This is a genomic window from Candidatus Bandiella numerosa (assembly GCF_029981845.1).
Classification (GTDB): domain Bacteria; phylum Pseudomonadota; class Alphaproteobacteria; order Rickettsiales; family Midichloriaceae; genus Aquirickettsia; species Aquirickettsia numerosa.
The window spans coordinates 1,269,484-1,290,152 of sequence record NZ_CP104164.1 but is presented as its reverse complement, the minus strand read 5'-3'; the positions used below and the strand labels follow the sequence as shown (position 1 = coordinate 1,290,152).

The following is a 20,669-nucleotide window of genomic DNA, read 5'->3' as shown; positions in this document are numbered from 1 at the left end:
TGTTTACGTAAAAAGACTTTTTAAAAACGTAATAGTAGGATTTTAATGATTATCCGCAAATTTCATACAGCAACTTTTTGCAATGTTTCTGACTCTACTTATATATGATGCCCTTTCAGTTACACTTAGTACTCCTCTTGCTTCTAGAATATTAAACAGATGTGAGGATTTTACACAATAATCATACGCAGGATAAAGGAGGTTTTTATTTATGAGTTCTAAAGCCATTTTTTCATAATCTTTAAAATGTGTAATTAAGATCTCAGTATTTGCCGCATTAAAATTAAATTCACAAAACTCCTTTTCTTGAGATAAGAATATATCTCCATAAGTAACACCGCTTGAATTCCAAGTTAGATCCCAAACACTATCCTTATCTTGAATATACATAGCTAACCTTTCTAACCCATATGTTATTTCTCCAGGAATTAATTTACAAGAGATTCCTCCAACTTGTTGCATGTAGGTAAATTGAATTATTTCCATGCCATTACACCATACTTCCCATCCCAATCCCCATGCGCCAAGAGTAGGATTTTCCCAATCGCTATGAACAAATCTTATATCGTGCAGTTTATTATCTATTCCTAAAAGCTCTAGGCTATCTAGGCACTTTTTTTGTATATCATCAGGAGATGGTTTCATCAGAACCTGAAACTGATAATAATGTTGCATTCTATTTGGATTATCTCCATATCTACCATCTGTTGGTCTTCTACATGGCTGTACATAAGCAACATTCCACTCCTTATCGTCGAGCGATTTTAGCATTGTTGCAGGATGAGATGTTCCAGCTCCTACCTCAGTATCTAAGGGTTGAAGTATCACACAACCTTGCTGATTCCAATAAGTTTGAAGTTTAAATATTATATCCTGAAAATGCATTTTTACTTATAAACTTGCTAATTTATTAATTTTAAATACAATAATATTCACTAAACGAACAATTATATCAAGTTAATTTTATAATGTCTGGCAGATTTGGAGAACTACTTTTAATATTACTCATTGTTTTTGTGTTGTTTGGTGCTGGTAAATTACCAAAGGTCATGAGTGAATTGGGTAAAGGTTTAAGATCATTCAGAAAAGGTATAAATGAGAAATCAAAAATAGACGAAGATTTAGAAAAATAATAGCTCTATTGACCAATATTTTATAACTAGTTTAATATTAAGTATAAAACTTTAAGTTTTTATAATTGTATAACTGCTTGACAGTATGTAATTTAAAGGTTTAGTGTTTAGATGTGGCTTTGTACTTTAATAGTTTGTTTGAGTCACTAGAGGGTATCAATTTTTGATTATAGGTAATGAGTAATAAAAATATAGTTTTATTAAATAATTTTAATATTACAATCTCGGTTTTTGCATTTTTTTACCAATTGTATACATTAATTACAGATAATTTAGATTTTCAAAAAATGTCGTTCATTCTGCTATTTGGCGCACTGACTATATTAACATTAATTGGTCAAAAAAGATATTTTATCCCCTTTTTTTTACTAGGTTCGTTTTTTGCTATTGTCGCGTTGCGACTGTCGTATTTATCATGGTTACCAATGGCTGTATGGTTATATTTTTTTATATTGATAGCTCAATTTTTAATTTTTGTTTTATATTGTGAACAAGATTTGGCATTATTGAATGATAAGGTAGGGATAAAAGAAAAGCTGATGATGTTTCAATTAGTTTTCATTAGAGTCTATATTGGTTATGATTTAATACCACATTTTTGTGAAAAATTATTTGCTGGGGATGCAATAAGAAATATTGATGTTTCAGCTTTTGCTACCTTGGGAGTTCCTAATCCGATGTTTTTTGTATATTTAGCAGGTATAATAGAGTTTTTAGGTAGTTTAGCAGTTAGCTGTGGATTTTTGATTAGATTTAGTTCATTCGGATTGGTCCTGTATTTATTGATTGCAACTTTTTTAGGTCACCATTTTTCATTAGGTTTTATTTGGGCTGGACGAGGCGGAGGATGGGAATTTCCTGTTTTATGGAGTGTTATAATATTAAGTTTTGGATTCATCAAGCCTATGCTTTTTACTATAGATGAGTTCATTTTGAAAAACTTTAAGCTACCTAAAACTCTAAAATGCATAATGAAATATTGATATACGGAGATATTAAGTTATAATCTATCGACCTTAAAGCTTTATACTTACTGACAGACCATCATTGGTAGGAAGAATTAGGCTTTTATATTTTTGTTGATCGCTTATATCAAGATTGAAATCTTTCATTGCTTGCCATTTTTTATGATATTTTGGTGTTGAATCTTCAAATACACTTCCAAATAGAAGGGTGTTATCAGCAATAATTAGACCTCCTACCTTTAAAAATGGATTGATCAATTTTAAATATAGTGGATAGTCATCTTTTTTAGCATCAATGAAAACTGCATCCAATTTGTAATTTAGATTAAGAGTTTTTAAAAAATCTATCGCATCAGCATGAATGGCAGTGATTTTATTAGCAAATGGCATTTTAGCAAAATTTTGTTTTGCTATGTTATGACGATTTATATCTGCTTCTAATGTTATAACTTTTCCATCTTCTGGTAGAGATGATGCTATCCAACAACATGAATAACCTACCAAGGTACCCAATTCTAAAACATATTTTGATTTATGAATGGCAATAAGTATACTTAATAATTTTCCTTCTTCAGGGCTTAATTGAATATTTTTTTTATCGTTAGCACTTTGAAAAATATCATGAAATTTGCTATCTTCTTTGCAATATAAAGACCTAATATAGGTCTGTTTCTTGCAAATTTCATTGATTCTAGCCATCTTAAATTATGTTTTAATTTTTGAAACAGTATAATTAATTGCAGAATTTTGCAATATTTGCTAACCTAACAGTAAATTTTAAATATATTTTTATTAAAAAACATAATGGATGCACAGCAATTATCCAAGAAACTGCAAAATGATAAGAGATTAGAAGATCTAATAAGTGACTTTCATATATCGTTTGATGAACTATCCATAACAGTGTCAGAGGGTGATTTAAAGCAGGTTTTAATAATTTTAAGAGATGAGCAGAACTACCTTTTTAAAATGTTACTCGATATTTGTGGAGTTGATGACCCAAAAAAGGACAAAAGATTTACAGTGGTCTATCAGCTTTTAAGCATAGAGCATAATCTTAGAATAAAAGTGAAAGTTGAAGTTTCTGATGAGGACTTTATTCCAACTGTGAAAGATGTTTTTAGCTCAGCACATTGGTATGAAAGAGAAGTTTGGGATATGTATGGAATATTTTTTGTGGGAAATGATGATTTGAGAAGAATATTAACAGATTATGGATTTTCTGGCTTCCCTATGAGAAAAGACTTTCCATTAACTGGTAATGTTGAGGTTAGGTATGATTTGGAAAAGCAGAAGGTAATTTATGAACCGGTAAAATTAGCACAAGAATTTAGAGATTTCGATTTTAAAAGCCCATGGGAAGGTGAAGATTATATATTGCCAGGTGATGAAAAAGCAACCAAGTAGTAATTTTCAAAGTTATGTTGATAAAGGTAATGCCTATGTCAAACAAAAGATACGAATGATTGAAAAAATATCTATAGATTTTTTCAAATTTGCAGACGCAAATCCTTATGCAAGATTGATGAGATTGCATCAACCTGTGGGAACTCAATTAGTTATGATGCCTGTTTTATGGACTTTAGTAGTTGTTTCTTATGATATTATTCATTTTTTATGTCTCTTTATAATATTTATTTTTGGAGCTGTTATAATGAGGGGTGCAGGTTCAGTAATTAATGATATAATGGACAGGGATATTGATAAGTGTGTAGAGCGTACAAAAATGAGGCCGCTTGCGAATGGTGAATTAACGCTCAAAAATGCAGTTAAATTCCTTCTTGTGCTGCTGAGCATTGGCTTATTTATATTATTATTACTTCCGCCGAAATCAATTTATTTTGGTATTTTAACAATGGGGTTGATTATGGTGTATCCATTAATAAAAAGGTACAGTTACTACCCACAAGTATTTCTCGGTGCTACATTTAATTCAGGTGTCTTTATTGCATGGTTTTCTGTTGAGCAATATATTTCCTTTGTACCTATCTTAATATATATAGCATCAATTTTTTGGACTATTGGTTACGATACAATATATGCACATCAAGATAAAAAGGATGATGAAAAAATTGGTGTTAAATCCACGGCATTAGCTTTTGGTGATAAGACAAAAGAAATAGTGAGATACCTATATAAATTTTTTGTTTTTACTTTAGCTATAGCAGGGCTAAATGCGAACCTAAATATTATATTTTTTATAGTTGTGCTTATAGGTTTTTTCATGTTATCCCAACAAATTGATAATGTTGATTTAAATTCGCCAGAGGATTGTCTAAGCAAGTTTAAAAGTAATTTTGCTTTTGGTATGCTAATGTTTGTTGGATTTGCTATTGGTTCTATATAAATGCTTTGATCTAGAATTATTTTAGCATATATCAAAATATAATTTACTTTTATATTAAAGTTTTTTCTATTATGGTGATCCAGATGAAAAATTAGTTGGTTATTAAGATTTCTTTCTTGAATAAATTATTTTCAATATATAGAATCAACATGTTTTGTAATTGAAACATCAACGAACATTATTTTTTTAAAATTTGGTTACCAGCCCTTGTTCGTTGGAGGTGTTGTTTTTATTTTTATAAGCAGCACCTTTTTTTATTAAAGATTGTTTTGTAGTATCATTTTAAGGTTTGTAATGTACGGTGGCTTTATTTAACACCTGTAAATTTAAATCATATGCGTGCTAAATATCGTTTTATAAAATAATTAAAGTGGCATTTTTAAAATATCTAAGTAGGCAGCGACGATTTTATCTCTAACTGTAACGATTTCCTGCAATGCTATTTCCGAATTATTTATTGCTTCCATTACTTCAATCATTCCTGTTCGTCCTTTAATTGCATCTAATGATACTTTATCGGCATTTTTGACCTTTTGCACTCTTGTTTTTATCAATTCCTGAACAATACTAGAAAATTGTGAGGTTTTAGTAACGCCTTGAGATAAGACATCCATTTTATCGCCAGCATATAAAACACCATGTCCAGAATTTGTGTTAATTTTACTGTTTTCTGATGATGAACCAAGGTTTTTAACATTTTTGTTTGCCTTTTTATATGCCTCAACAGCATTACTAAAATCTGGTTTAATAGACGATGAAGTTGTCATAATATTATCTCATTAATTCAAGAATTTTGTTTTGATTTGACTTTGCTATTTCTAATGAGTTTACATTTGCATCAAATGTTCTTTGCGCCTCTTTAGAGTCAACAGTTTCAATTATTATATTTACGTTTGGGTATTTTACCATACCATTGTTATCTGCTGCTGGATGATTTGGTTCATATTTAAGTGTGAAATCAGATTGGTCTTCTTTTATGGAATCAACCTTTAGTACTTTTGCATCCAATTTTGGGTCATAAACATTTTTGAAGAAAATTATTTTTCTTCTATATGGATTTTCATTTGGGGTTTTGCCAGTAACATTAGAATTTGCAATGTTTTGTGCAACTACCTTAAGTCTTTGACTTTGAGCTTGCATACCTGATGATGATATTTTAATAGAAGCTTCTAGTGGATCACTAATTATTTTTTCATCAGCAAAGGAGCTAAAGATGCCATTAAAATTGCCAGCAAATAATGCTAATATTAATAAGAAAAAAATATTTTTTATCATTTCATTTGTCCTGTGATTGCATACTTCATCATATTTTTTGCTTTGCTATACATATTTGAAACTTGATGTAATTTCACTGAATTTTGGTTCTTTTTTAATAATTCATTTTCTAAGGTTACGGCATTTCCATCAGGTTTGATTTCAACTATTTCAGCAGTTGATAGTTTATATTTAGAATTTTTTTCCTCAGCGTGGATATGCATAGGGTTAGTTGTATCCAATTTGATATCATAGCTAAAAGGATTTTTTTTATCCTCCAATTTTTTTGGTAAATACTTTGGAGTATCTGCATTTGCAATGTTTTGCGAAATTACAGTATCGTTTTTAGATAGAAAATCTACATAATTTTTATATACTTCAAGCACATTTTCCTGTGCATTAGCACTTGTAAAAGATGTATAAATCAGTAACCCCACTACTATCTTAAGCATTTTTAAAACTACTTTTTTATATTATTCCAGTCATTTAAAAAAATTTCAATACCTTTATCAGTTAAAGGATTATTGATCATCATCTCAATTAATTTTGGTGGCAGTGTTACCACGTCAACGCCAAGCTTAGCAACTTGAATTATATTGATTGGATGCCTTATCGAAGCTGCTAAAATTTGAGTTGATATATCTGGGTAATTTTCATAAATAGAGCAAATATCCGCAATCAAATCAATTCCATCTCTTCCCATATCGTCAAGTCTTCCGATAAAGGGAGAGACATAAGTAGCTCCTGCTTTTGCTGCTAACAATGCTTGTAATGGTGAAAAACACAAAGTCATATTAGTTTTAAAAGCCCTTTCAGATAATGCTTTGCACGCTCTTAGACCATCTTCTGTAATTGGTAATTTTATAGTAATTTGCGGTGCAATTTTTGAAAATTCTTCTGCTTCTTTAAGCATGTTTTGATAATCAGTTGATAGTACTTCAACACTTATAGATGTATCAATAACATCGCAAATTTCTTTAATAACTTTTTTAAAATCTCTGCCAGATTTTGCAATGATTGAAGGATTAGTTGTTACCCCGTCAATAAAGCCTAAATCCTTATATTTTTTGATCAAGTCCACATCACAACTATCGAGATATATTTTCATAGCACAAAAAAGATTATTAAATTGACTAACAGTCAGTTTTAAGATAGCTGTTTTTAAGTTTTATGCAACAAGAAATGTGACATGTTTAGCGGTATTATAACAGACGTTGGCATCGTATCAGCACTAAATAAAAATGCTGATGATTGGAAAGTGGAGATTAAAACTGTATTAGATACTAATAAAATTAATATTGGGGACTCAATTTCCTGTGATGGAATTTGTCTTACAGTTATTGAAATTAGTAATAACAGTTTTATTGCACAAATTTCATCAGAAACAAGAATGGTGACTAACGTTAATTATTGGGACCTAGGTTATAAAGTGAATTTAGAAAAATCACTAAGGGTAGGGGATTTATTAAATGGACATTTTGTTCAGGGTCATGTTGATTGCTGTACTGAAATATATGAAATTGAAAAAGATGGAGATTCTCACAAAATAAGATTCATACTACCTGAAAAACTAAATCAATATATCACCTATAAATGCTCCATTACGATTAACGGAATATCTCTTACAGTTAATAAAGTCGCTAAAACTTATTTTGAGGTTAATATAGTGCCACATACGTGGGGTCATACGAATTTATCCCACATTAGCATTGGGTCAAGAGTAAATGTTGAAGTTGACCTAATTGCTAGATATTTAGAGAAGCTATATACAAAGTAATGAAATGCATAAGACCAATTACCTAAAATAACTTGATAGATAAATTGAGTCTTTTTGGCGATAGGTATATTTACGATTATAAACTAAAAGTTAAATTATTACTTTTGGTAAATTATCATGAAATTTTAGCATAATTGTAACCTAATTGTAACATTTCGTGTGTATAATGTGAATTATGGGCCTAAAGTTATATGACTTTAGGTAAATATAACTTATATAAAGGCATATAAAATGACTCAAAACATTGTACAAACTGAGATCAAAAAGTTTACAGATACAATTTGCGAACCATCTGCAATCAAAGGTTACGCAGAGGTCTTTGAATTTATAGACAATACATATACTGCCAATCCTGATTTTATCCTGAATGTTTATACACAGTTGGTTATTCATTTTGCAATTGGCAAACCAGATTGTGAGGAGGAGATATTGAGCTATATGTATGATGTAACAGATGGAGGTTGTATTGATGCTGAAGTCTTGCATGATATACATATCTATGCCGAAAGTAATGCACGTGGAATTCTGGAACATTTCTGCCCGTTGATTTATTTTTCCTCTGATAGTATTCATTACGGTCTATAATTCATATTTATGTAGCTTGGTAAAAAAGCTAGATATGAAATTTCACACTGCGTAGTGATTATTATAACCTGAGTTTTGGATAGAGGATTGCGAACTCAGGTTCATTATAGATTTCTTTTCCGGGCCCAATTTTTATGACGAGCACCACTAGTTCTTTATTGTATAGGAGAGAGTTCACAGCAAGAAGTATAGCATAATTCAAATAGGTATTGACATCGTCATTCTTCGCTTATGTAGGTTTTACTACACTTTGCTCATCACTCATTGTTAATACATATCTGACCCCAAGCTATACACATTAAAAATATATTAATATTGGAATTTTTGATTATTAGTTAATGTATTAGCTGATGAATAAATTTTAATTAATATCTGTATTGTGCTCACTTCGCTGTTTACTTTTATATTTGTTTGTTGTAGAATCCACTGTAAATTAATAACAAAAATTATAACATTTTGGTAGAAGTTCAAGTTAGATTCAACAATGTTGATTATTCTTTAAAAATTCTTAAGAAGAAATTGCAAAGAGAGGGTATATTTAAAGTAATGAGAGAGAAAAGGCATCATGAAAAGCCTTCTGAAAAAAAGCTCAGAAAGAGTACTGAAGCAAGAAAAAGAAAACATAAATCTTTTAGGAAGCCTGCGGGGACTAGTTATTAAAGATCTTTTTTGAGTTTTATATTTCAAAGTATTGCAATATTGTATGAGTTATTATTTTATAATATTTTCAGCAATACTTCTTTTTATATTCATATATATTGGATATAAGTCATCAAAAGGAATAAGTACTAATGATAGTTATTTTTTAGCTGATAGGAAGCTAGGGGTTATATCTGTTAGTATAGCGTTGTTGGCAACACAATTAGGGGCCGGTGTAATACTTGGAACATCTGATTTTGCCTATAAATATGGAATATATGGTATATTTTACTCTCTTGGCATATCTCTTGGCTTAATTGCAGTTGCAATTTTTGGTGCAAAACAGTTAAGAGAAAAAAATATTTCAACTATAGCCGAATTATTTGAAAAGGAATATGGGTCAAAATTTCTTAGAAAAATAGCTTCTGCTATATCTATAATTTCTCTTTATGGTATTTTAATTTCGTTAATAGTAGGTACCAGAAAACTTTTAATTGCATTTGGCATTGAAAATGAGTTCGTAGTTTATATATTTTGGACAATATTAATACTGTATACGGTATTAGGAGGGTTAAAGGCGATAGTTTATACAGATATTGTGCAAATAATATTTATATTTCTTACCTTTGCAATTATTATGGGATACTATATTTTTAACAAATATGAGTATATTCAATTCTCATTAGATAATTTGTTTCATAGTATCGTCAATAATGATAAAGCGCTTTTCGCACCATATATAATTGTTCCTTTTTTATTTGTCTTCATAGAACAAGATATGGCGCAAAAATTTTTCTCTGCTAAGAACTCAAAAACGGCATATATATCAGCCTTTATAGCAGGAGTTTTATTGCTTGGTTTTTCCTTTTTGCCACTTATTTTTGGTATAGCAGCTAGGAGTATTGAGAACATTCCTATTGGAAGTAGTGAGATGATATTCTTTTTTATTAGTACTTCAAATAGTTTTATCACATCCATAGCAGCACTTGCTGTTTTATGTGCTATTATCTCAACTGGTGATTCGTTGTTATGTGCAATAAGTTCAAATTTAACATTAGATTTTAAGAAAAATTCACTTTCCGATAATCTACTTAAAACAAGGGTTATAACTATTTTGCTTGGTTTTTTGGGAATTGTAATAGCAAATTATTTTGATAATATTATAGAGACAATGTTATTAAGTTATCAAATAATGGTGTGCACGCTATTTTTTCCGATAGTATTATCATATTTCAATTTTAAAAAAAGTACTTTTTTTGCATACTCATCAATTTGTTTGGGAATAATAGGGTTTTTTATTCATCCAAAAATTGGTACTGATTTCTATTTTAATCTTTCAAAGGAGCTGTTTTGTATATTTTTATCAATTCTAGCTTTTCCATTATCAGCAATTTTTAATAGATTAAAGACGCGTTAGAACCTTAGAAATATATGGTTCTCCCCTAAAATTCAATGCATTATGAAATTTGGTAACGCATGATGAAAAATTTTTGTCACATCCAGCTATGATTGCATATGTATCACCTACTGCTAATTTATAAATGCTAGGCAAATTTAATTCAATTTCACCATTTTTAAAATTTTTTACTTGAAAGCATAATCCTGTATTATTTCCTGATATAAAAGTTATTTCTCCAAAATTAAAATAAAAATTTTCCTCATTTCTTTCAGCATCAAATAATGTATTGTTTGAGATTACTTTTGATATTTTTCCATAAAATTTATAATTTTCCTCGTATAAACTGCAATCTTTATCACAAAATTTAGCTCTACAATTCTGAGAAAAAGAATTTGTAATTTTATTATTGAATTTATTTTTTAATGAAGAAATATTTGCGATAAACTTGTTATCAATAATTTTTATGTTACTTATATATCCCTGATTTAAAATCAACTTACCATTATCCAAATTATTTGTATTTATTAAAAATATTTCAATATATGCATCGTTTAATTTACCATTTATAATATCTTGCCTTTTAAAATATTTATCGCAAATTATTCCACATATTTCGTTTTTTCCCGCTAGTAATTCAGAACTTTTTTCTATAGATTTATAAGTAAAAATAGATTCAGCAATATATTTATAATCTTTGATGTTAATATCTTCATTATAGTTGGTTAACCTTAATTGATCGCCATTCGTGAGTTGTATATGCCAACAAATTGCGTAATTGCTGACTGAATTAGATGATTCACTTTTAGTAAATTCATTTGTTTTTATCATAATTTTATTTCAACAAGGTTAATTTCTTTGCATGAATAAAGATTTTTTCCGTCAATTGATATTGGAAGATAATCAATATCAAATCTTACTGGAACATCAAACTCAAAATTAGTAAGGATTTTTGCTCCAATGTTTACTGATTTGGTAAATTCTATATTTCCTGTCGTGTAATCAATGCTATAATATTTTTGTGCAACATTTTCATCATCAAAGTATATAGAAACACTGTTAAATACAGGCTTTTCAATAATCCTGATAAACTCAGACCCTCCACTTTTATAAATTTTCTTTAGTTGAAATCTAGTTGTGTTTCCATCACCTACTCCAATTAATTGATTTTTAGCATTAAAATCACTCCAATCTTTATATCTAAAACCAATAGCCCTTCCCAGTCTTGCTCTAAAAAATAGCAGTAATTTATCAATTTGTTCCTTTGTTTTAATAGCATAAGTAATATTAAATTTCATTTTCGAATCTTTGTAGTTGATATTTCTGTACTCACCTCCAGAAGATGTTGATACTATATCTGTAAAATATTGAGGCCCCCCTATTGCACCATAAGATATATCCTCTGGAAATCTAATTTCATCAAATCCATTCATAAAATTTATATTTTTTATTTATTATAATAAAATATTTATTATATCAGGAAGTGCCGAAGACTTGTTTATTTTATATTATAACCGCTATTCTCTCTTCTTTTTTGACATTTTTAGATGTGCGGCTATTATTTTATCTAATTATATGGCTTCGAGATAATTTGGCTTCAGTTTGTAAGCGAACTTTAATTTCATCTAAAAAAGATTTGTCTGTTAATTTACTATCATTTATTTGAATACCTCCGCTTATCAAGCCAACTTTAGTATAGGATGAATTATCATAAAAAATTTGTGCCAAACTGATTGGCTCAATAATTTTCTTCCCCCAAATTCCACTTGGTGTAAAATTTCCCACTAATGAACTAATGGTTTCATCATTTGCTTTTAAAAAATTTTCTTTTTGTTGCTCATCACTTAAGCTGCTTATAACACTGGGTATAACAACTTTATTTAATGTATTGATAATTTTTTTAACATCCTCTTTTCTAGAACTAGAAGCGCTATCTCCAAATAATTTTTCTCCAAGCTTATTTCCTATTTTTTTTGCAAGTTCTTCAATTTGTGATAAATCTGACTTGCACTTGCCCATAACACAATCTGCTACTGAATCAAAAAAATCTTGTGAATTTAATTTTGTGGTGTCCAATTGAATGCCACCAACAACAGTTCCTATCTTAGTGTAGGAGGTGCTGTTATAGAAAACTTGTGATAAGCTGTTTTCATTAACTTTACTCATGCCCAGCATGTTAACCTTATTAAAATCCCCAACTAACTTATTTACCAATTCGTCTTTATTATAGTTTATATTATCTAATAAAGCCTGTTTTTCATCTTTGGGTAATTGGCATAAAATGTGTGGAAAAATTTGATCATTAAAATAAGCAATTATTTTTTTAACATCTGCCTGTCTAGAGCTTGACATGGCGTCTCCAAATAATTTTTGCCCTATTTTTTGCCCAACTACTTTTGATAATTCTTTTATTTTTGCTAAATCAGAAATTACTTTAATTTTATTCAAATTACTTGTTATAAATTCATCAAGTACACTTTTTGTTGGTAAATATATTCCACTCGTTACAACGCCAGCCGTGGTGTATTTTGTTTTAGTATAATATTGCTCTTTTAATGAATTTATTAATATTTCGCATTCAGGGCTTGCATTTAATACCATTTTGCCAGAGTCAGTAATGCAAATACTGGTATATAAATTTTGCTTTTCTTCAGGAGATAATTGATTAAAAACTTTTGATAAATGTTCTCTGATAATTATAAAATCTTTTCCTCTATTTTGACCACCCCCGAATAATTTTTTACTAATTTCATCAGCAATTAGATTTTTCATATTTTCATATTTTAAAGCATTTGCTAGATTTTGCTCTGTTAAAGCGGCACCTAGAAAAGCTTTGTCATATAAGAAATTTAAAATTACTTGTTGCTTATCTGAAAAATATGAATAATGCTTTATTGTATCTGGATCTAAAGTAAATTGGTCTAAATTAGCGTAATTTTTTTCAAAAAGATTGTATAAAAACTCCTTTTCACCTTCTTTTAAGGAATCTAATTCTGTTAATAATTTAGTATTGAGTCGTTCAATTAATAAAGTAATTTCAATAGCATCTTTAACAACCAATTTGCCGTCACGGATTAATTTATCAACTATAAGTTTAGATATTTTTCCAATAATAATTAATTCCTTGTTTTGTTTTTGTGATGCTTTAATTTCATCTAATGCGTCTTGTGTAAGATCTGTTTGCAAACCATCAAGCTGCAAAGCTTGTTTTAATAATTCTGGATTAATATTTGTGCCCTTTAAGTTAGCTCCTTTAACAATTGTGCCTTTTAAATTACTTACAGCAGAAAGATCTGCCCCTTCTAGATTTATTCCTGATAAATCTAGCTCACCCAAATCACCAATAATTTTAGCTCCTCTAAGATTTATATCATTTTGGAGAGATGGATTCACTCTAATAGCATTCACTAAAGAATTAAATGTTAAGCGATCGATCACAGCACCTTCAAAATCAATCTTTAGATTATCTGTCTTTAGAGTATTGGATTTTACTAAATTTATACCGCTAAAATTAACATTTTTCAGTGTTGCATTTTTAAAACTAATTTTTGCATCTTTTTCAATTTTACCTGTAGTTTGAGTTCTTCTTGGGAGGTATAATTCTTCTGTTTTATAGCCACTGAATTTAGCATTACTAAAATCCACATCCTGCAGTTCTGAGCCTGCAAAACTGACTCCTTTTTGGAAAACAGAATTCACAAAAGATGAATTTTGAACTTCTATATTTGCGAAATTAGATTTAGTAAAATTTGAACCTACAAAAGTGAAGCCTTGTATATTTTTAATTTTTGAAAAATCAGTATCATCAAGTACAATTCCAGATAGGTTCTTTGTTTTGCCCAATTTGGTCAGATCTGTATTACCAGTACCTTGCAATAATTCACCTAATGAATTGTGGGAAATATTAGAATTAATTTGTGCTTTTATGAGAGCAGCCAACCCTTCTTTTACACTTGGAGAAGATAAATAACTCATTATTGGAGCAGATACCAATAAATTTTTAAGAATTGGAGAGCCATGATAAACATAGGTAGCAAGAGTAGCGACTTTATAGCCATCTCCCGTATATCTGTTTAATATAGTACTTATATTATCTCTGTTTTTTAAAATGCCTGATTCAATTAGGGTAATTATTAAACTATCAATCTCCACATTTCCTAATAATTCAATTTTTTTGGCTTTTAACCAAGGCACTCTTTCTACTAGCAACTTTATAAAATTTCCCAGTGCTTGTTTATTTTTATCTAAAAGTTTAAATAAATCCTTATCTTGTAATATAATTTTTGTTAATTCAATATAGTCTTCTTTTTGTAAATTTGAGAATTCACCCAAATCATTATCGGCTATATATTTATTTATGGTATTAAAAATTTGATTAGATACATCAATGAGCTCCTTAAATTTTGTAGGTTCATCTAATATAGATAATGTGCTGTCCAGAATTTCCCCTAGCGCTTCATTAGTAATTCCATTCTTATCCTTAAGATCTCTCATCAAATCTATCTCCTTGAATAAGGATGAAACTAATTTTTTATACACATCTTTATGACTAGTTAAGTAATCTCGTAATTCCTGATTAGATTCAGCAACCTCAATGAATTTTTGAGCAAGTTCTACATATTTTCCTTCATTTAGGTAGCTTAAGATTTTTTGGGTATCTTCAGGGGTTTTAACTAATATTGAAATAATATCAAATACTGCATCAGTACAGCCTAAATCTTGACATAAATTTTTTAAAAGAGGTATACTATTCACTATACCTTTAGTTAAATTGCTCGCCATTTCTGGGTTATCTTTAAATTTTTGCTGTAATTCAGCGTTTGAATTTAAAAGGTTTAATGTATCTTCAGCCCATTCAAAAATAAACTTCGTTCTAATTGATTCTGTTAGATTAGCTACTTTAGCTATGCCTCCATCCTCACCTAATACTAATGGAGCTAAATCTAATATTTCGTTTGTAACTCCAAATCCTGTTAGCATATCTTGTAGGGTAACTGAGGCATTTATAGAGCTTTTAACAAAATCAATTATTTTTCTTCCTGATGTTTTTAAAACGGTTTTTAGATTGGGATTTGCTGATTCTACAATATTGCTGGTCTTTTGATCTGGTAATGAATCTACAATTCTTAACACGTTCTGTGTTAATCTCATATAATCGGGTGCTAGATTATATGAATTTTCTATGGCTTCTTCTCTTAATTCATCTACGCTTTTTGTAGAATTGTTTTCCTGATGAAATCTTATATAGTCCTTGATATATTGTTCTTGATATAAAGGTTCTTGAACATCCACTATGTATGCTGCATGCTCCCTTAAAATATTTGAGACATAATTATCAAAAGTATTTAATTTACCTTGCTTAATATCATTTTCAATTTGATTATGTATATCAACTATTTTTTGATTTACTACTTTATCATAATTGTCTTGAAGAATTTTTTGTGCCTCTTGAAGTGATAACACCAATGCATCTGGTATTATTGTATTAATTATATCATCATTAAGTCCCAAGAAGTTTAATTCCTTGCGTAGTTGTCTTTTTAGTGCATTTGAAATTTCAGTTTTAGTAGCACCTGCTTCAAGTGATTTTATAATATTTTTTAAAGTATAATTCGAATCTCCTAATCTTATATTTGATTTTTCCTTCAGTAATTTCATCAAGTAATTTTCATCTTTAATTTTGTTTGTAATTTGGCTTTTTTCATATTCAATAAAGTTATCGATAAAAGATTGTCTATCAAAAGAATTAAGGCTGAATTTAAAATAATTATTAGCTAATTCAATTTTTAGTGCATTCCTTGATTTTTCATCATGTAACAGGTCAATTGTTGCTCCAGTTACTTGTTTTAAAAGTGTTGTGCCTTCATCACTTTCAGTAAAAACTAAATCATTTAGTAGTTTTTTCACAATCTCATTATTTTTTCCTACTTGTTCCAGTAAGCTTGTCTTCTCAACCAATAACTTCTGCATTTCTGGTTTATCGTAATTCTGAACTATTCTATAAATAGTAGGAGCGTTGAAGACTATTTTCCAAAAATCTCCAGAGAATAAATTTTTAGCAATGAATTTGATAACTCCCAAAATATAGCTGCCATTTTTTATTTCTTTTATAGTTTCTCTATTTTTATGAGCAAATTTTAGGATATCTGTATTTTGTAGTAAATTTTCAAAGCTAAAAGCAACTTTTCTAAATTCTGTGAAATCTTGCTCTCTATCATGCATTTTTACAGCATTATCTATTGGCATAAATAACAGTCCCCTTATCCAAAGTGTTAATTAATTAATTTTTATACAGTATAAGGTATAATGCAAGTATATTTGAGACTATAACTGGAAATAGCACTGCTAAAATTATAGATATATTACCTGACAATCCAATTGCATGAATGAAATTTGTACCAAAGAATATAATAAATCCTACTGCTAAGCAATGCAATGAAGATAAGTTGAATTTTTTTCTGTTTGTTGAACGACTCCCAAATACAAAGCTTATCATAGACATACTAATTATATAGAGTGGTGATAATAATTCCTTAATAAAGTGTAGTAGATATCTTGTTGACGATAAACCTGACTCTTCAGTAATGTGTATGAATTCAATTAGTTGAAAAAATGATATTGTGTCGATTGTTGCTAAATTTTCAAATATCTGTGATATAGAAATTTTTATAGGTAGAATCATTTCTCTTTCTTTTTTTATGAAAAAGTGTTTATCAAATATTACAGCTTCTTTTATCACTATATCATCATTGCGAAATAAAATTGATTTTGCAAAAATTTGACGTTCCAATCCACCATTTTGATTAATGAAAAAAATCTTTACATCATTCATAGTATTTGAAAGTTGTGAGACTCTTAAAGCATTAATTATCAAATTTTCATTATCAAGTTTGTTTTTTAACCATATCCCAGATTTTGACAATGATACCAGGCTTGTTTGTTTTTTGAAATTGTGAGCTTCGTAATTTTGATATTTTTTGAGCAACATCGTCCCAACAGGATTAATGATTGTAATGTTGCAAACGCCAAAGAGAAAAACTGCTAAAATAACAGGAAGGACGATTTTAAAATTTGATATACCTATGCTTTTTGCTGCAATCAATTCATTATTTTTATTTTTTAAATCAAAATATATTAAAGAGGATACTAAAATAATCATCGGTATAGTCTGACTTAAACTGCTGTAATTTTTCATCAAAGATAATTTGATAACCACTGAGAAATTTGCTGAATACTTGGATGCAATCCTAGAAATTTCTAATATATCGAATAAAAAAATAACTAAAATAAATCCAATAAATGTGAGGGCAAATATTTTTAAATAATCACAGAAGCTCTTTCTGAAGTAAATGTTGATTAAGGACATTAGAAACTGATGAAGAATTAATTGGAATAATAGAACATTATAAATAAATGTAAATTATAAAATTTTTATTGCAACTATGGGATTATATAGGTTAAATCTATTGTGGCATAGTATAAAAGTTATTTATTTTATCTTTTTCTAATATGTGATATAAGGTAACCGATTATGAATATTAAAAAGGATTGTATTATGGAATTTTCATTTAATAAACTTGCATTTAACGCCAGTGAAAAATTTGGTGTTTTGTTTTTATCAGACACTAAGAAGTTGCCATCATTTTTAAAATCTAGTGCTAAATTAATAACTGAAACATTAGAGATGTTTGAAAATTTTGGTTGTAAGTTTGGAGAAATATTAGTTACGACAATTGAAATTAATGGGGAGATAAAGAGATTTTTATTTTGTGGTACTGGTGAAGTAAATAAATTGAGTAGAGTGAAAATTCAAAAATTAGGTGGTAATATTGCAGATAAATTAAATTCATTAAAAGTGTGTAAAGCTGCGATTTTTATAGATAATGAAGAGCTAAAAGACCAAGAAGATTTCTTTATTGAAAATATATGTGAAGGAATAAAATTGAAAAATTATGTATTTGACAAATATTATGTTGATAAAAAAGATAAGCATAAAATTTTTCTAGAAAAAATAAATGTTTATTCCAATAGCTTAAATGTGGAGAAAATTTTTTCTATGAGAGAAAAAATCATTAATTCCACTCATTTTGTAAGAGATTTAGTTTCTGAGCCTGGAAACGTTCTAAATCCAGATAGCTTTGTTTTAGTATGTAAAGATCTTGAGAAATTAGGTGTTAAAGTAAAAATTATTGATAAAAAAAGTTTAAAAGAATTAGGAATGAATGCGATACTAGCTGTTGGGCAAGGTAGTGATTTTGGAACATTTGCTATATTAATGGAATGGAATGGTGATAAATCTCCCAATAAGAACGATAAACCTATTGCATTTATAGGTAAAGGAGTAACATTTGATACTGGAGGCATCAATTTGAAGCCATCTGGGCCATCTATTACTATGATGAAATATGATATGGGTGGCGCTGCTGTAGTAACTGGCTTAATAAAATCTCTTGCAGAAAGGAAAGCGAAAATTAATGTTGTAGGAGTGATAGGTTTAGCAGAAAATATGCCTTCTAGTAGTGCGCAAAGACCAGGTGATGTTATTACCTCAATGTCTGGGCAAACTATTGAAGTTGACAATACAGATGCTGAGGGTAGATTACTTTTGGCAGATGTAATGTGGTATGCGCAAGAAAATTTTAAGCCAAAAATTATGATTGATTTGGCAACATTAACAGGCGCTATAGTAGTAGCTTTAGGGCATCATAATGCTGGAATATTTTCTAATGATGATGATTTAGTAAAGAAGTTGCATCAAGCAGGTGAAGAAGTTGGAGAAAGGGTTTGGAGGTTGCCTTTGGATGAATTTTATGATGATTTAATTAACTCAAATATTGCAGATGTAAGGAATGTTGGTAAGGGTGGTGCAGGTAGCATAACAGCGGCACAATTTCTAAAACGGTTTGTTCAAAAAAATTGTGCATGGGCGCACATTGATATAGCAGGTGTTAATTGGCTAGATGATGGTGGTGATTGCTCTCCAAAAGGTGCCACAGGATATGGAGTGAGACTACTTAATGAATTTTTAATTAAGAATTATGAAAAATAATAATTTAGGACTAGAAATATGAATGAAAAGATTACTGAGCTTCCAGAAAATTATAGACCTTCAGAAGATGAAGAGTATATGAATGATATGCATTTAGAGTATTTCAGAAGAAAGCTTATTGCATGGAAAGATAGTTTGACTCAGGAGTCTAAGGAAACTATTGATCATTTGAAGCATGAAAGGCTTAATGAACCTGATGTTAATGATAGAGCTTCGATTGAATCAGATGTAAATTTTGAACTCAGAACCAGAGATCGTTATAGAAAATTAATTGATAAAATTAATGCTGCGTTGCAAAGAATAAAAACAGGTAGCTATGGATTTTGTGTCAAAAATTTTGAACCAATAGGATTAAAAAGATTAGAAGCAAGACCTATTGCTACATTAAGTATCAGAGCTCAAGAAGAGCATGAAAGAGCGGAAAAAATATATAATGATGAGTGACTTTATAATTAATTGCTGAATTTGGGACCTTATTTTATAGAATAAACAAATTTTGCTTGATTTTTAGAGTATATACCAGTAATTATGATTTACCATGTTTTGGTAGGGCGATTAGCTCAGTTGGTAGAGCATCTCGTTTACACCGAGGAGGTCGGCAGTTCGACCCTGTCATCGCCCACCATTTAATTTTCTCCTTGAAACGGGGGTGTAGCTCAGTTGGTTAGAGCGCCGGCCTGTCACGCCGGAGGTCGCGAGTTCGAGTCTCGTCATCCCCGCCATTAAATGTTTATGTAGTTCACATTTATTTTATTAAATAACCATCATAATCAATTTGGCAGATATTTATATAATTGGTGCCCATTTTTTTTCAGCCATAATCTTGACTCTTTATAATTTGGATCAATTTCAGCAATGAGGTTCCAAAATTTATTACTGTGGTTCATTTCTTTTAAATGACAAAGCTCATGAATAACCAAATAGTTTAGAATATTTTTTGGTGCAAATATAATTCTCCAATTGAAATTAAGATTTTTTAATGAGGAGCAACTTCCCCATTTAGTACGAAGTTCTTTGATTGCTATTTTATTATATTTAAAATTATATTGCCTGGCATAGAAAGCGCATAAAGCATCTATTTCAGATGATAGTATATTTTTTAAAAACGCTTTTAATGCATTATTTAAACTACATTTTTTTGAATACACAACGAGTTGATTATTTTTTATGAATATACTTGAATATAAAGTTGTTTCGGTGTGAACAAGTTGATGTAATTCACCAAAAATTGGATATTCAGTGCGAATAAGCTTAGCACATGTAAAATTTCTGGATAGATTTTTTAATTTATCTTGAATCCATTTTTCTTTGCTCAATAAAAACTTATATCCAAATTTTTCTGAAACTCCCAAAGGCAACACTAACTCAACATGTTGATTTACTATCCTTATAACCACATTTTTTGCCTTAGTACTTTTCCTGACTTTTAGGTTATACTCTTTAGTTATATCTGCAATTTTATTCATTAAGCAAAACAACTTACTTTAAGCAGAGCATTCTATCATACTTCCTCAAAAATCAAAA

Annotated in this window: 21 protein-coding genes and 2 tRNA genes; 12 read left to right on the top strand and 11 right to left on the bottom strand. The window is 29.3% G+C overall.

What is annotated here, in order from left to right:
* Positions 1 to 42: 42 nt before the first annotated feature.
* Complete coding sequence (locus N3Z17_RS06140) at positions 43 to 885, bottom strand: glycine--tRNA ligase subunit alpha (RefSeq protein WP_282471837.1); 843 nt, start codon at positions 883 to 885, stop codon at positions 43 to 45.
* A gap of 83 nt (positions 886 to 968) precedes the next feature.
* Between N3Z17_RS06140 and tatA the strand changes: the two genes are divergently transcribed.
* Both tatA and N3Z17_RS06130 read left to right on the top strand, forming a co-directional pair.
* The gene (gene tatA, locus N3Z17_RS06135) at positions 969 to 1,133 is read left to right on the top strand and encodes a twin-arginine translocase TatA/TatE family subunit (protein ID WP_282471836.1); all 165 of its coding nucleotides are present in this window, start codon (positions 969 to 971) and stop codon (positions 1,131 to 1,133) included.
* A 176-nt stretch (positions 1,134 to 1,309) separates the two neighbouring features.
* Positions 1,310 to 2,116 carry a DoxX family protein gene (locus tag N3Z17_RS06130; RefSeq protein ID WP_282471835.1) on the top strand — a complete coding sequence of 269 codons (807 nt, stop codon included), beginning with the start codon at positions 1,310 to 1,312 and terminating at the stop codon, positions 2,114 to 2,116.
* 33 nt (positions 2,117 to 2,149) lie between these two features.
* Here N3Z17_RS06130 and N3Z17_RS06125 read toward each other — a convergent pair whose 3' ends face one another.
* Positions 2,150 to 2,797, bottom strand: coding sequence for an O-methyltransferase (locus N3Z17_RS06125; protein WP_282471834.1), 648 nt, complete (start codon positions 2,795 to 2,797; stop codon positions 2,150 to 2,152).
* Between the two features lie 105 nt (positions 2,798 to 2,902).
* Between N3Z17_RS06125 and N3Z17_RS06120 the strand changes: the two genes are divergently transcribed.
* Together N3Z17_RS06120 and ubiA are read left to right on the top strand one after the other, a co-directional pair.
* On the top strand, positions 2,903 to 3,505 hold the full coding sequence (locus N3Z17_RS06120) for an NADH-quinone oxidoreductase subunit C (protein WP_282471833.1): 603 nt from the start codon (positions 2,903 to 2,905) through the stop codon (positions 3,503 to 3,505).
* Entirely contained in the window at positions 3,486 to 4,445 is a 960-nt protein-coding gene (gene ubiA / locus N3Z17_RS06115; protein ID WP_282471832.1) for a 4-hydroxybenzoate octaprenyltransferase, read from the top strand. Before N3Z17_RS06120 ends, ubiA begins: the two co-directional genes overlap by 20 nt.
* A 365-nt stretch (positions 4,446 to 4,810) precedes the next feature.
* On the opposite strand, the gene N3Z17_RS06110 is transcribed toward ubiA, so the two are convergent.
* From N3Z17_RS06110 to fsa, 4 genes are read right to left on the bottom strand one after another with little or no spacing between them, the layout of a single operon-like run.
* Complete coding sequence (locus N3Z17_RS06110; protein WP_282471831.1) at positions 4,811 to 5,212, bottom strand: flagellar hook-basal body complex protein FliE; 402 nt, start codon at positions 5,210 to 5,212, stop codon at positions 4,811 to 4,813.
* A 4-nt stretch (positions 5,213 to 5,216) separates the two neighbouring features.
* The gene (flgC, locus tag N3Z17_RS06105; protein ID WP_282471830.1) at positions 5,217 to 5,720 is read right to left on the bottom strand and encodes a flagellar basal body rod protein FlgC; all 504 of its coding nucleotides are present in this window, start codon (positions 5,718 to 5,720) and stop codon (positions 5,217 to 5,219) included.
* Positions 5,717 to 6,151, bottom strand: a complete 435-nt coding sequence (locus tag N3Z17_RS06100) for a flagellar basal body rod protein FlgB (RefSeq protein WP_282471829.1) — start codon at positions 6,149 to 6,151, stop codon at positions 5,717 to 5,719. The genes flgC and N3Z17_RS06100 overlap by 4 nt, the downstream gene beginning before the upstream one ends.
* 8 nt (positions 6,152 to 6,159) lie before the next feature.
* Positions 6,160 to 6,807 carry a fructose-6-phosphate aldolase gene (fsa, locus tag N3Z17_RS06095; protein ID WP_282471828.1) on the bottom strand — a complete coding sequence of 216 codons (648 nt, stop codon included), beginning with the start codon at positions 6,805 to 6,807 and terminating at the stop codon, positions 6,160 to 6,162.
* A gap of 81 nt (positions 6,808 to 6,888) precedes the next feature.
* Here fsa and N3Z17_RS06090 point away from each other — a divergent pair, with 81 nt between their 5' ends.
* The 4 genes from N3Z17_RS06090 to N3Z17_RS06075 all read left to right on the top strand — a co-directional run bounded on the left by N3Z17_RS06090 (position 6,889) and on the right by N3Z17_RS06075 (position 10,117).
* Positions 6,889 to 7,476: a riboflavin synthase gene (locus N3Z17_RS06090; RefSeq protein ID WP_282471827.1), complete on the top strand. Its 588-nt coding sequence runs from the start codon at positions 6,889 to 6,891 to the stop codon at positions 7,474 to 7,476.
* Positions 7,477 to 7,707: 231 nt separating this feature from the next.
* Positions 7,708 to 8,061: a hypothetical protein gene (locus N3Z17_RS06085; RefSeq protein ID WP_282471826.1), complete on the top strand. Its 354-nt coding sequence runs from the start codon at positions 7,708 to 7,710 to the stop codon at positions 8,059 to 8,061.
* Positions 8,062 to 8,517: 456 nt separating this feature from the next.
* Entirely contained in the window at positions 8,518 to 8,721 is a 204-nt protein-coding gene (rpsU, locus tag N3Z17_RS06080; RefSeq protein WP_282471825.1) for a 30S ribosomal protein S21, read from the top strand.
* A gap of 43 nt (positions 8,722 to 8,764) precedes the next feature.
* The gene (locus N3Z17_RS06075; RefSeq protein WP_282471824.1) at positions 8,765 to 10,117 is read left to right on the top strand and encodes a sodium:solute symporter family protein; all 1,353 of its coding nucleotides are present in this window, start codon (positions 8,765 to 8,767) and stop codon (positions 10,115 to 10,117) included.
* Here the strand turns inward: N3Z17_RS06075 and N3Z17_RS06070 are convergent.
* The 4 genes from N3Z17_RS06070 to N3Z17_RS06055 all read right to left on the bottom strand — a co-directional run bounded on the left by N3Z17_RS06070 (position 10,103) and on the right by N3Z17_RS06055 (position 17,462).
* A complete protein-coding gene (locus N3Z17_RS06070) occupies positions 10,103 to 10,927 on the bottom strand; it encodes a DUF2163 domain-containing protein (protein WP_282471823.1) in 825 nt (274 codons plus the stop codon). The genes N3Z17_RS06075 and N3Z17_RS06070 overlap by 15 nt on opposite strands.
* Complete coding sequence (locus tag N3Z17_RS06065) at positions 10,924 to 11,529, bottom strand: DUF2460 domain-containing protein (protein ID WP_282471822.1); 606 nt, start codon at positions 11,527 to 11,529, stop codon at positions 10,924 to 10,926. Before N3Z17_RS06065 ends, N3Z17_RS06070 begins: the two co-directional genes overlap by 4 nt.
* Before the next feature lie 130 nt (positions 11,530 to 11,659).
* Positions 11,660 to 16,342, bottom strand: a complete 4,683-nt coding sequence (locus N3Z17_RS06060; protein WP_282471821.1) for a pentapeptide repeat-containing protein — start codon at positions 16,340 to 16,342, stop codon at positions 11,660 to 11,662.
* Between the two features lie 34 nt (positions 16,343 to 16,376).
* Positions 16,377 to 17,462: an LptF/LptG family permease gene (locus N3Z17_RS06055; protein ID WP_282471820.1), complete on the bottom strand. Its 1,086-nt coding sequence runs from the start codon at positions 17,460 to 17,462 to the stop codon at positions 16,377 to 16,379.
* Positions 17,463 to 17,627: 165 nt separating this feature from the next.
* Here N3Z17_RS06055 and N3Z17_RS06050 point away from each other — a divergent pair, with 165 nt between their 5' ends.
* From N3Z17_RS06050 to N3Z17_RS06035, 4 genes are all read left to right on the top strand, one after another.
* The gene (locus tag N3Z17_RS06050; protein ID WP_282471819.1) at positions 17,628 to 19,145 is read left to right on the top strand and encodes a leucyl aminopeptidase; all 1,518 of its coding nucleotides are present in this window, start codon (positions 17,628 to 17,630) and stop codon (positions 19,143 to 19,145) included.
* A gap of 18 nt (positions 19,146 to 19,163) precedes the next feature.
* A complete protein-coding gene (dksA, locus tag N3Z17_RS06045; RefSeq protein ID WP_282471818.1) occupies positions 19,164 to 19,589 on the top strand; it encodes an RNA polymerase-binding protein DksA in 426 nt (141 codons plus the stop codon).
* 105 nt (positions 19,590 to 19,694) lie between these two features.
* Positions 19,695 to 19,770 (top strand) — tRNA-Val (locus N3Z17_RS06040).
* A 20-nt stretch (positions 19,771 to 19,790) separates the two neighbouring features.
* Positions 19,791 to 19,867, top strand: a tRNA-Asp gene (locus N3Z17_RS06035).
* 48 nt (positions 19,868 to 19,915) lie between these two features.
* Here the strand turns inward: N3Z17_RS06035 and N3Z17_RS06030 are convergent.
* Positions 19,916 to 20,611, bottom strand: a complete 696-nt coding sequence (locus N3Z17_RS06030) for a M48 family metallopeptidase (RefSeq protein ID WP_282471817.1) — start codon at positions 20,609 to 20,611, stop codon at positions 19,916 to 19,918.
* Positions 20,612 to 20,669: the final 58 nt, after the last annotated feature.

What these genes read in the sequence shown, in the direction of transcription:
- N3Z17_RS06055 (WP_282471820.1), bottom strand. Translation starts at nt 17,462, where the DNA reads ATGTCCTTAATCAACATTTACTTCAGAAAGAGCTTCTGTGATTATTTA.
- N3Z17_RS06050 (WP_282471819.1), top strand. Translation starts at nt 17,628, where the DNA reads ATGAATATTAAAAAGGATTGTATTATGGAATTTTCATTTAATAAACTT.
- N3Z17_RS06060 (WP_282471821.1), bottom strand. Translation starts at nt 16,342, where the DNA reads ATGCCAATAGATAATGCTGTAAAAATGCATGATAGAGAGCAAGATTTC.
- N3Z17_RS06085 (WP_282471826.1), top strand. Translation starts at nt 7,708, where the DNA reads ATGACTCAAAACATTGTACAAACTGAGATCAAAAAGTTTACAGATACA.
- N3Z17_RS06075 (WP_282471824.1), top strand. Translation starts at nt 8,765, where the DNA reads ATGAGTTATTATTTTATAATATTTTCAGCAATACTTCTTTTTATATTC.
- N3Z17_RS06065 (WP_282471822.1), bottom strand. Translation starts at nt 11,529, where the DNA reads ATGAATGGATTTGATGAAATTAGATTTCCAGAGGATATATCTTATGGT.
- N3Z17_RS06100 (WP_282471829.1), bottom strand. Translation starts at nt 6,151, where the DNA reads ATGCTTAAGATAGTAGTGGGGTTACTGATTTATACATCTTTTACAAGT.
- fsa (WP_282471828.1), bottom strand. Translation starts at nt 6,807, where the DNA reads ATGAAAATATATCTCGATAGTTGTGATGTGGACTTGATCAAAAAATAT.
- N3Z17_RS06030 (WP_282471817.1), bottom strand. Translation starts at nt 20,611, where the DNA reads ATGAATAAAATTGCAGATATAACTAAAGAGTATAACCTAAAAGTCAGG.
- N3Z17_RS06130 (WP_282471835.1), top strand. Translation starts at nt 1,310, where the DNA reads ATGAGTAATAAAAATATAGTTTTATTAAATAATTTTAATATTACAATC.
- N3Z17_RS06120 (WP_282471833.1), top strand. Translation starts at nt 2,903, where the DNA reads ATGGATGCACAGCAATTATCCAAGAAACTGCAAAATGATAAGAGATTA.
- ubiA (WP_282471832.1), top strand. Translation starts at nt 3,486, where the DNA reads ATGAAAAAGCAACCAAGTAGTAATTTTCAAAGTTATGTTGATAAAGGT.
- N3Z17_RS06140 (WP_282471837.1), bottom strand. Translation starts at nt 885, where the DNA reads ATGCATTTTCAGGATATAATATTTAAACTTCAAACTTATTGGAATCAG.
- flgC (WP_282471830.1), bottom strand. Translation starts at nt 5,720, where the DNA reads ATGATAAAAAATATTTTTTTCTTATTAATATTAGCATTATTTGCTGGC.
- N3Z17_RS06125 (WP_282471834.1), bottom strand. Translation starts at nt 2,797, where the DNA reads ATGGCTAGAATCAATGAAATTTGCAAGAAACAGACCTATATTAGGTCT.
- dksA (WP_282471818.1), top strand. Translation starts at nt 19,164, where the DNA reads ATGAATGAAAAGATTACTGAGCTTCCAGAAAATTATAGACCTTCAGAA.
- N3Z17_RS06110 (WP_282471831.1), bottom strand. Translation starts at nt 5,212, where the DNA reads ATGACAACTTCATCGTCTATTAAACCAGATTTTAGTAATGCTGTTGAG.
- N3Z17_RS06090 (WP_282471827.1), top strand. Translation starts at nt 6,889, where the DNA reads ATGTTTAGCGGTATTATAACAGACGTTGGCATCGTATCAGCACTAAAT.
- N3Z17_RS06070 (WP_282471823.1), bottom strand. Translation starts at nt 10,927, where the DNA reads ATGATAAAAACAAATGAATTTACTAAAAGTGAATCATCTAATTCAGTC.
- tatA (WP_282471836.1), top strand. Translation starts at nt 969, where the DNA reads ATGTCTGGCAGATTTGGAGAACTACTTTTAATATTACTCATTGTTTTT.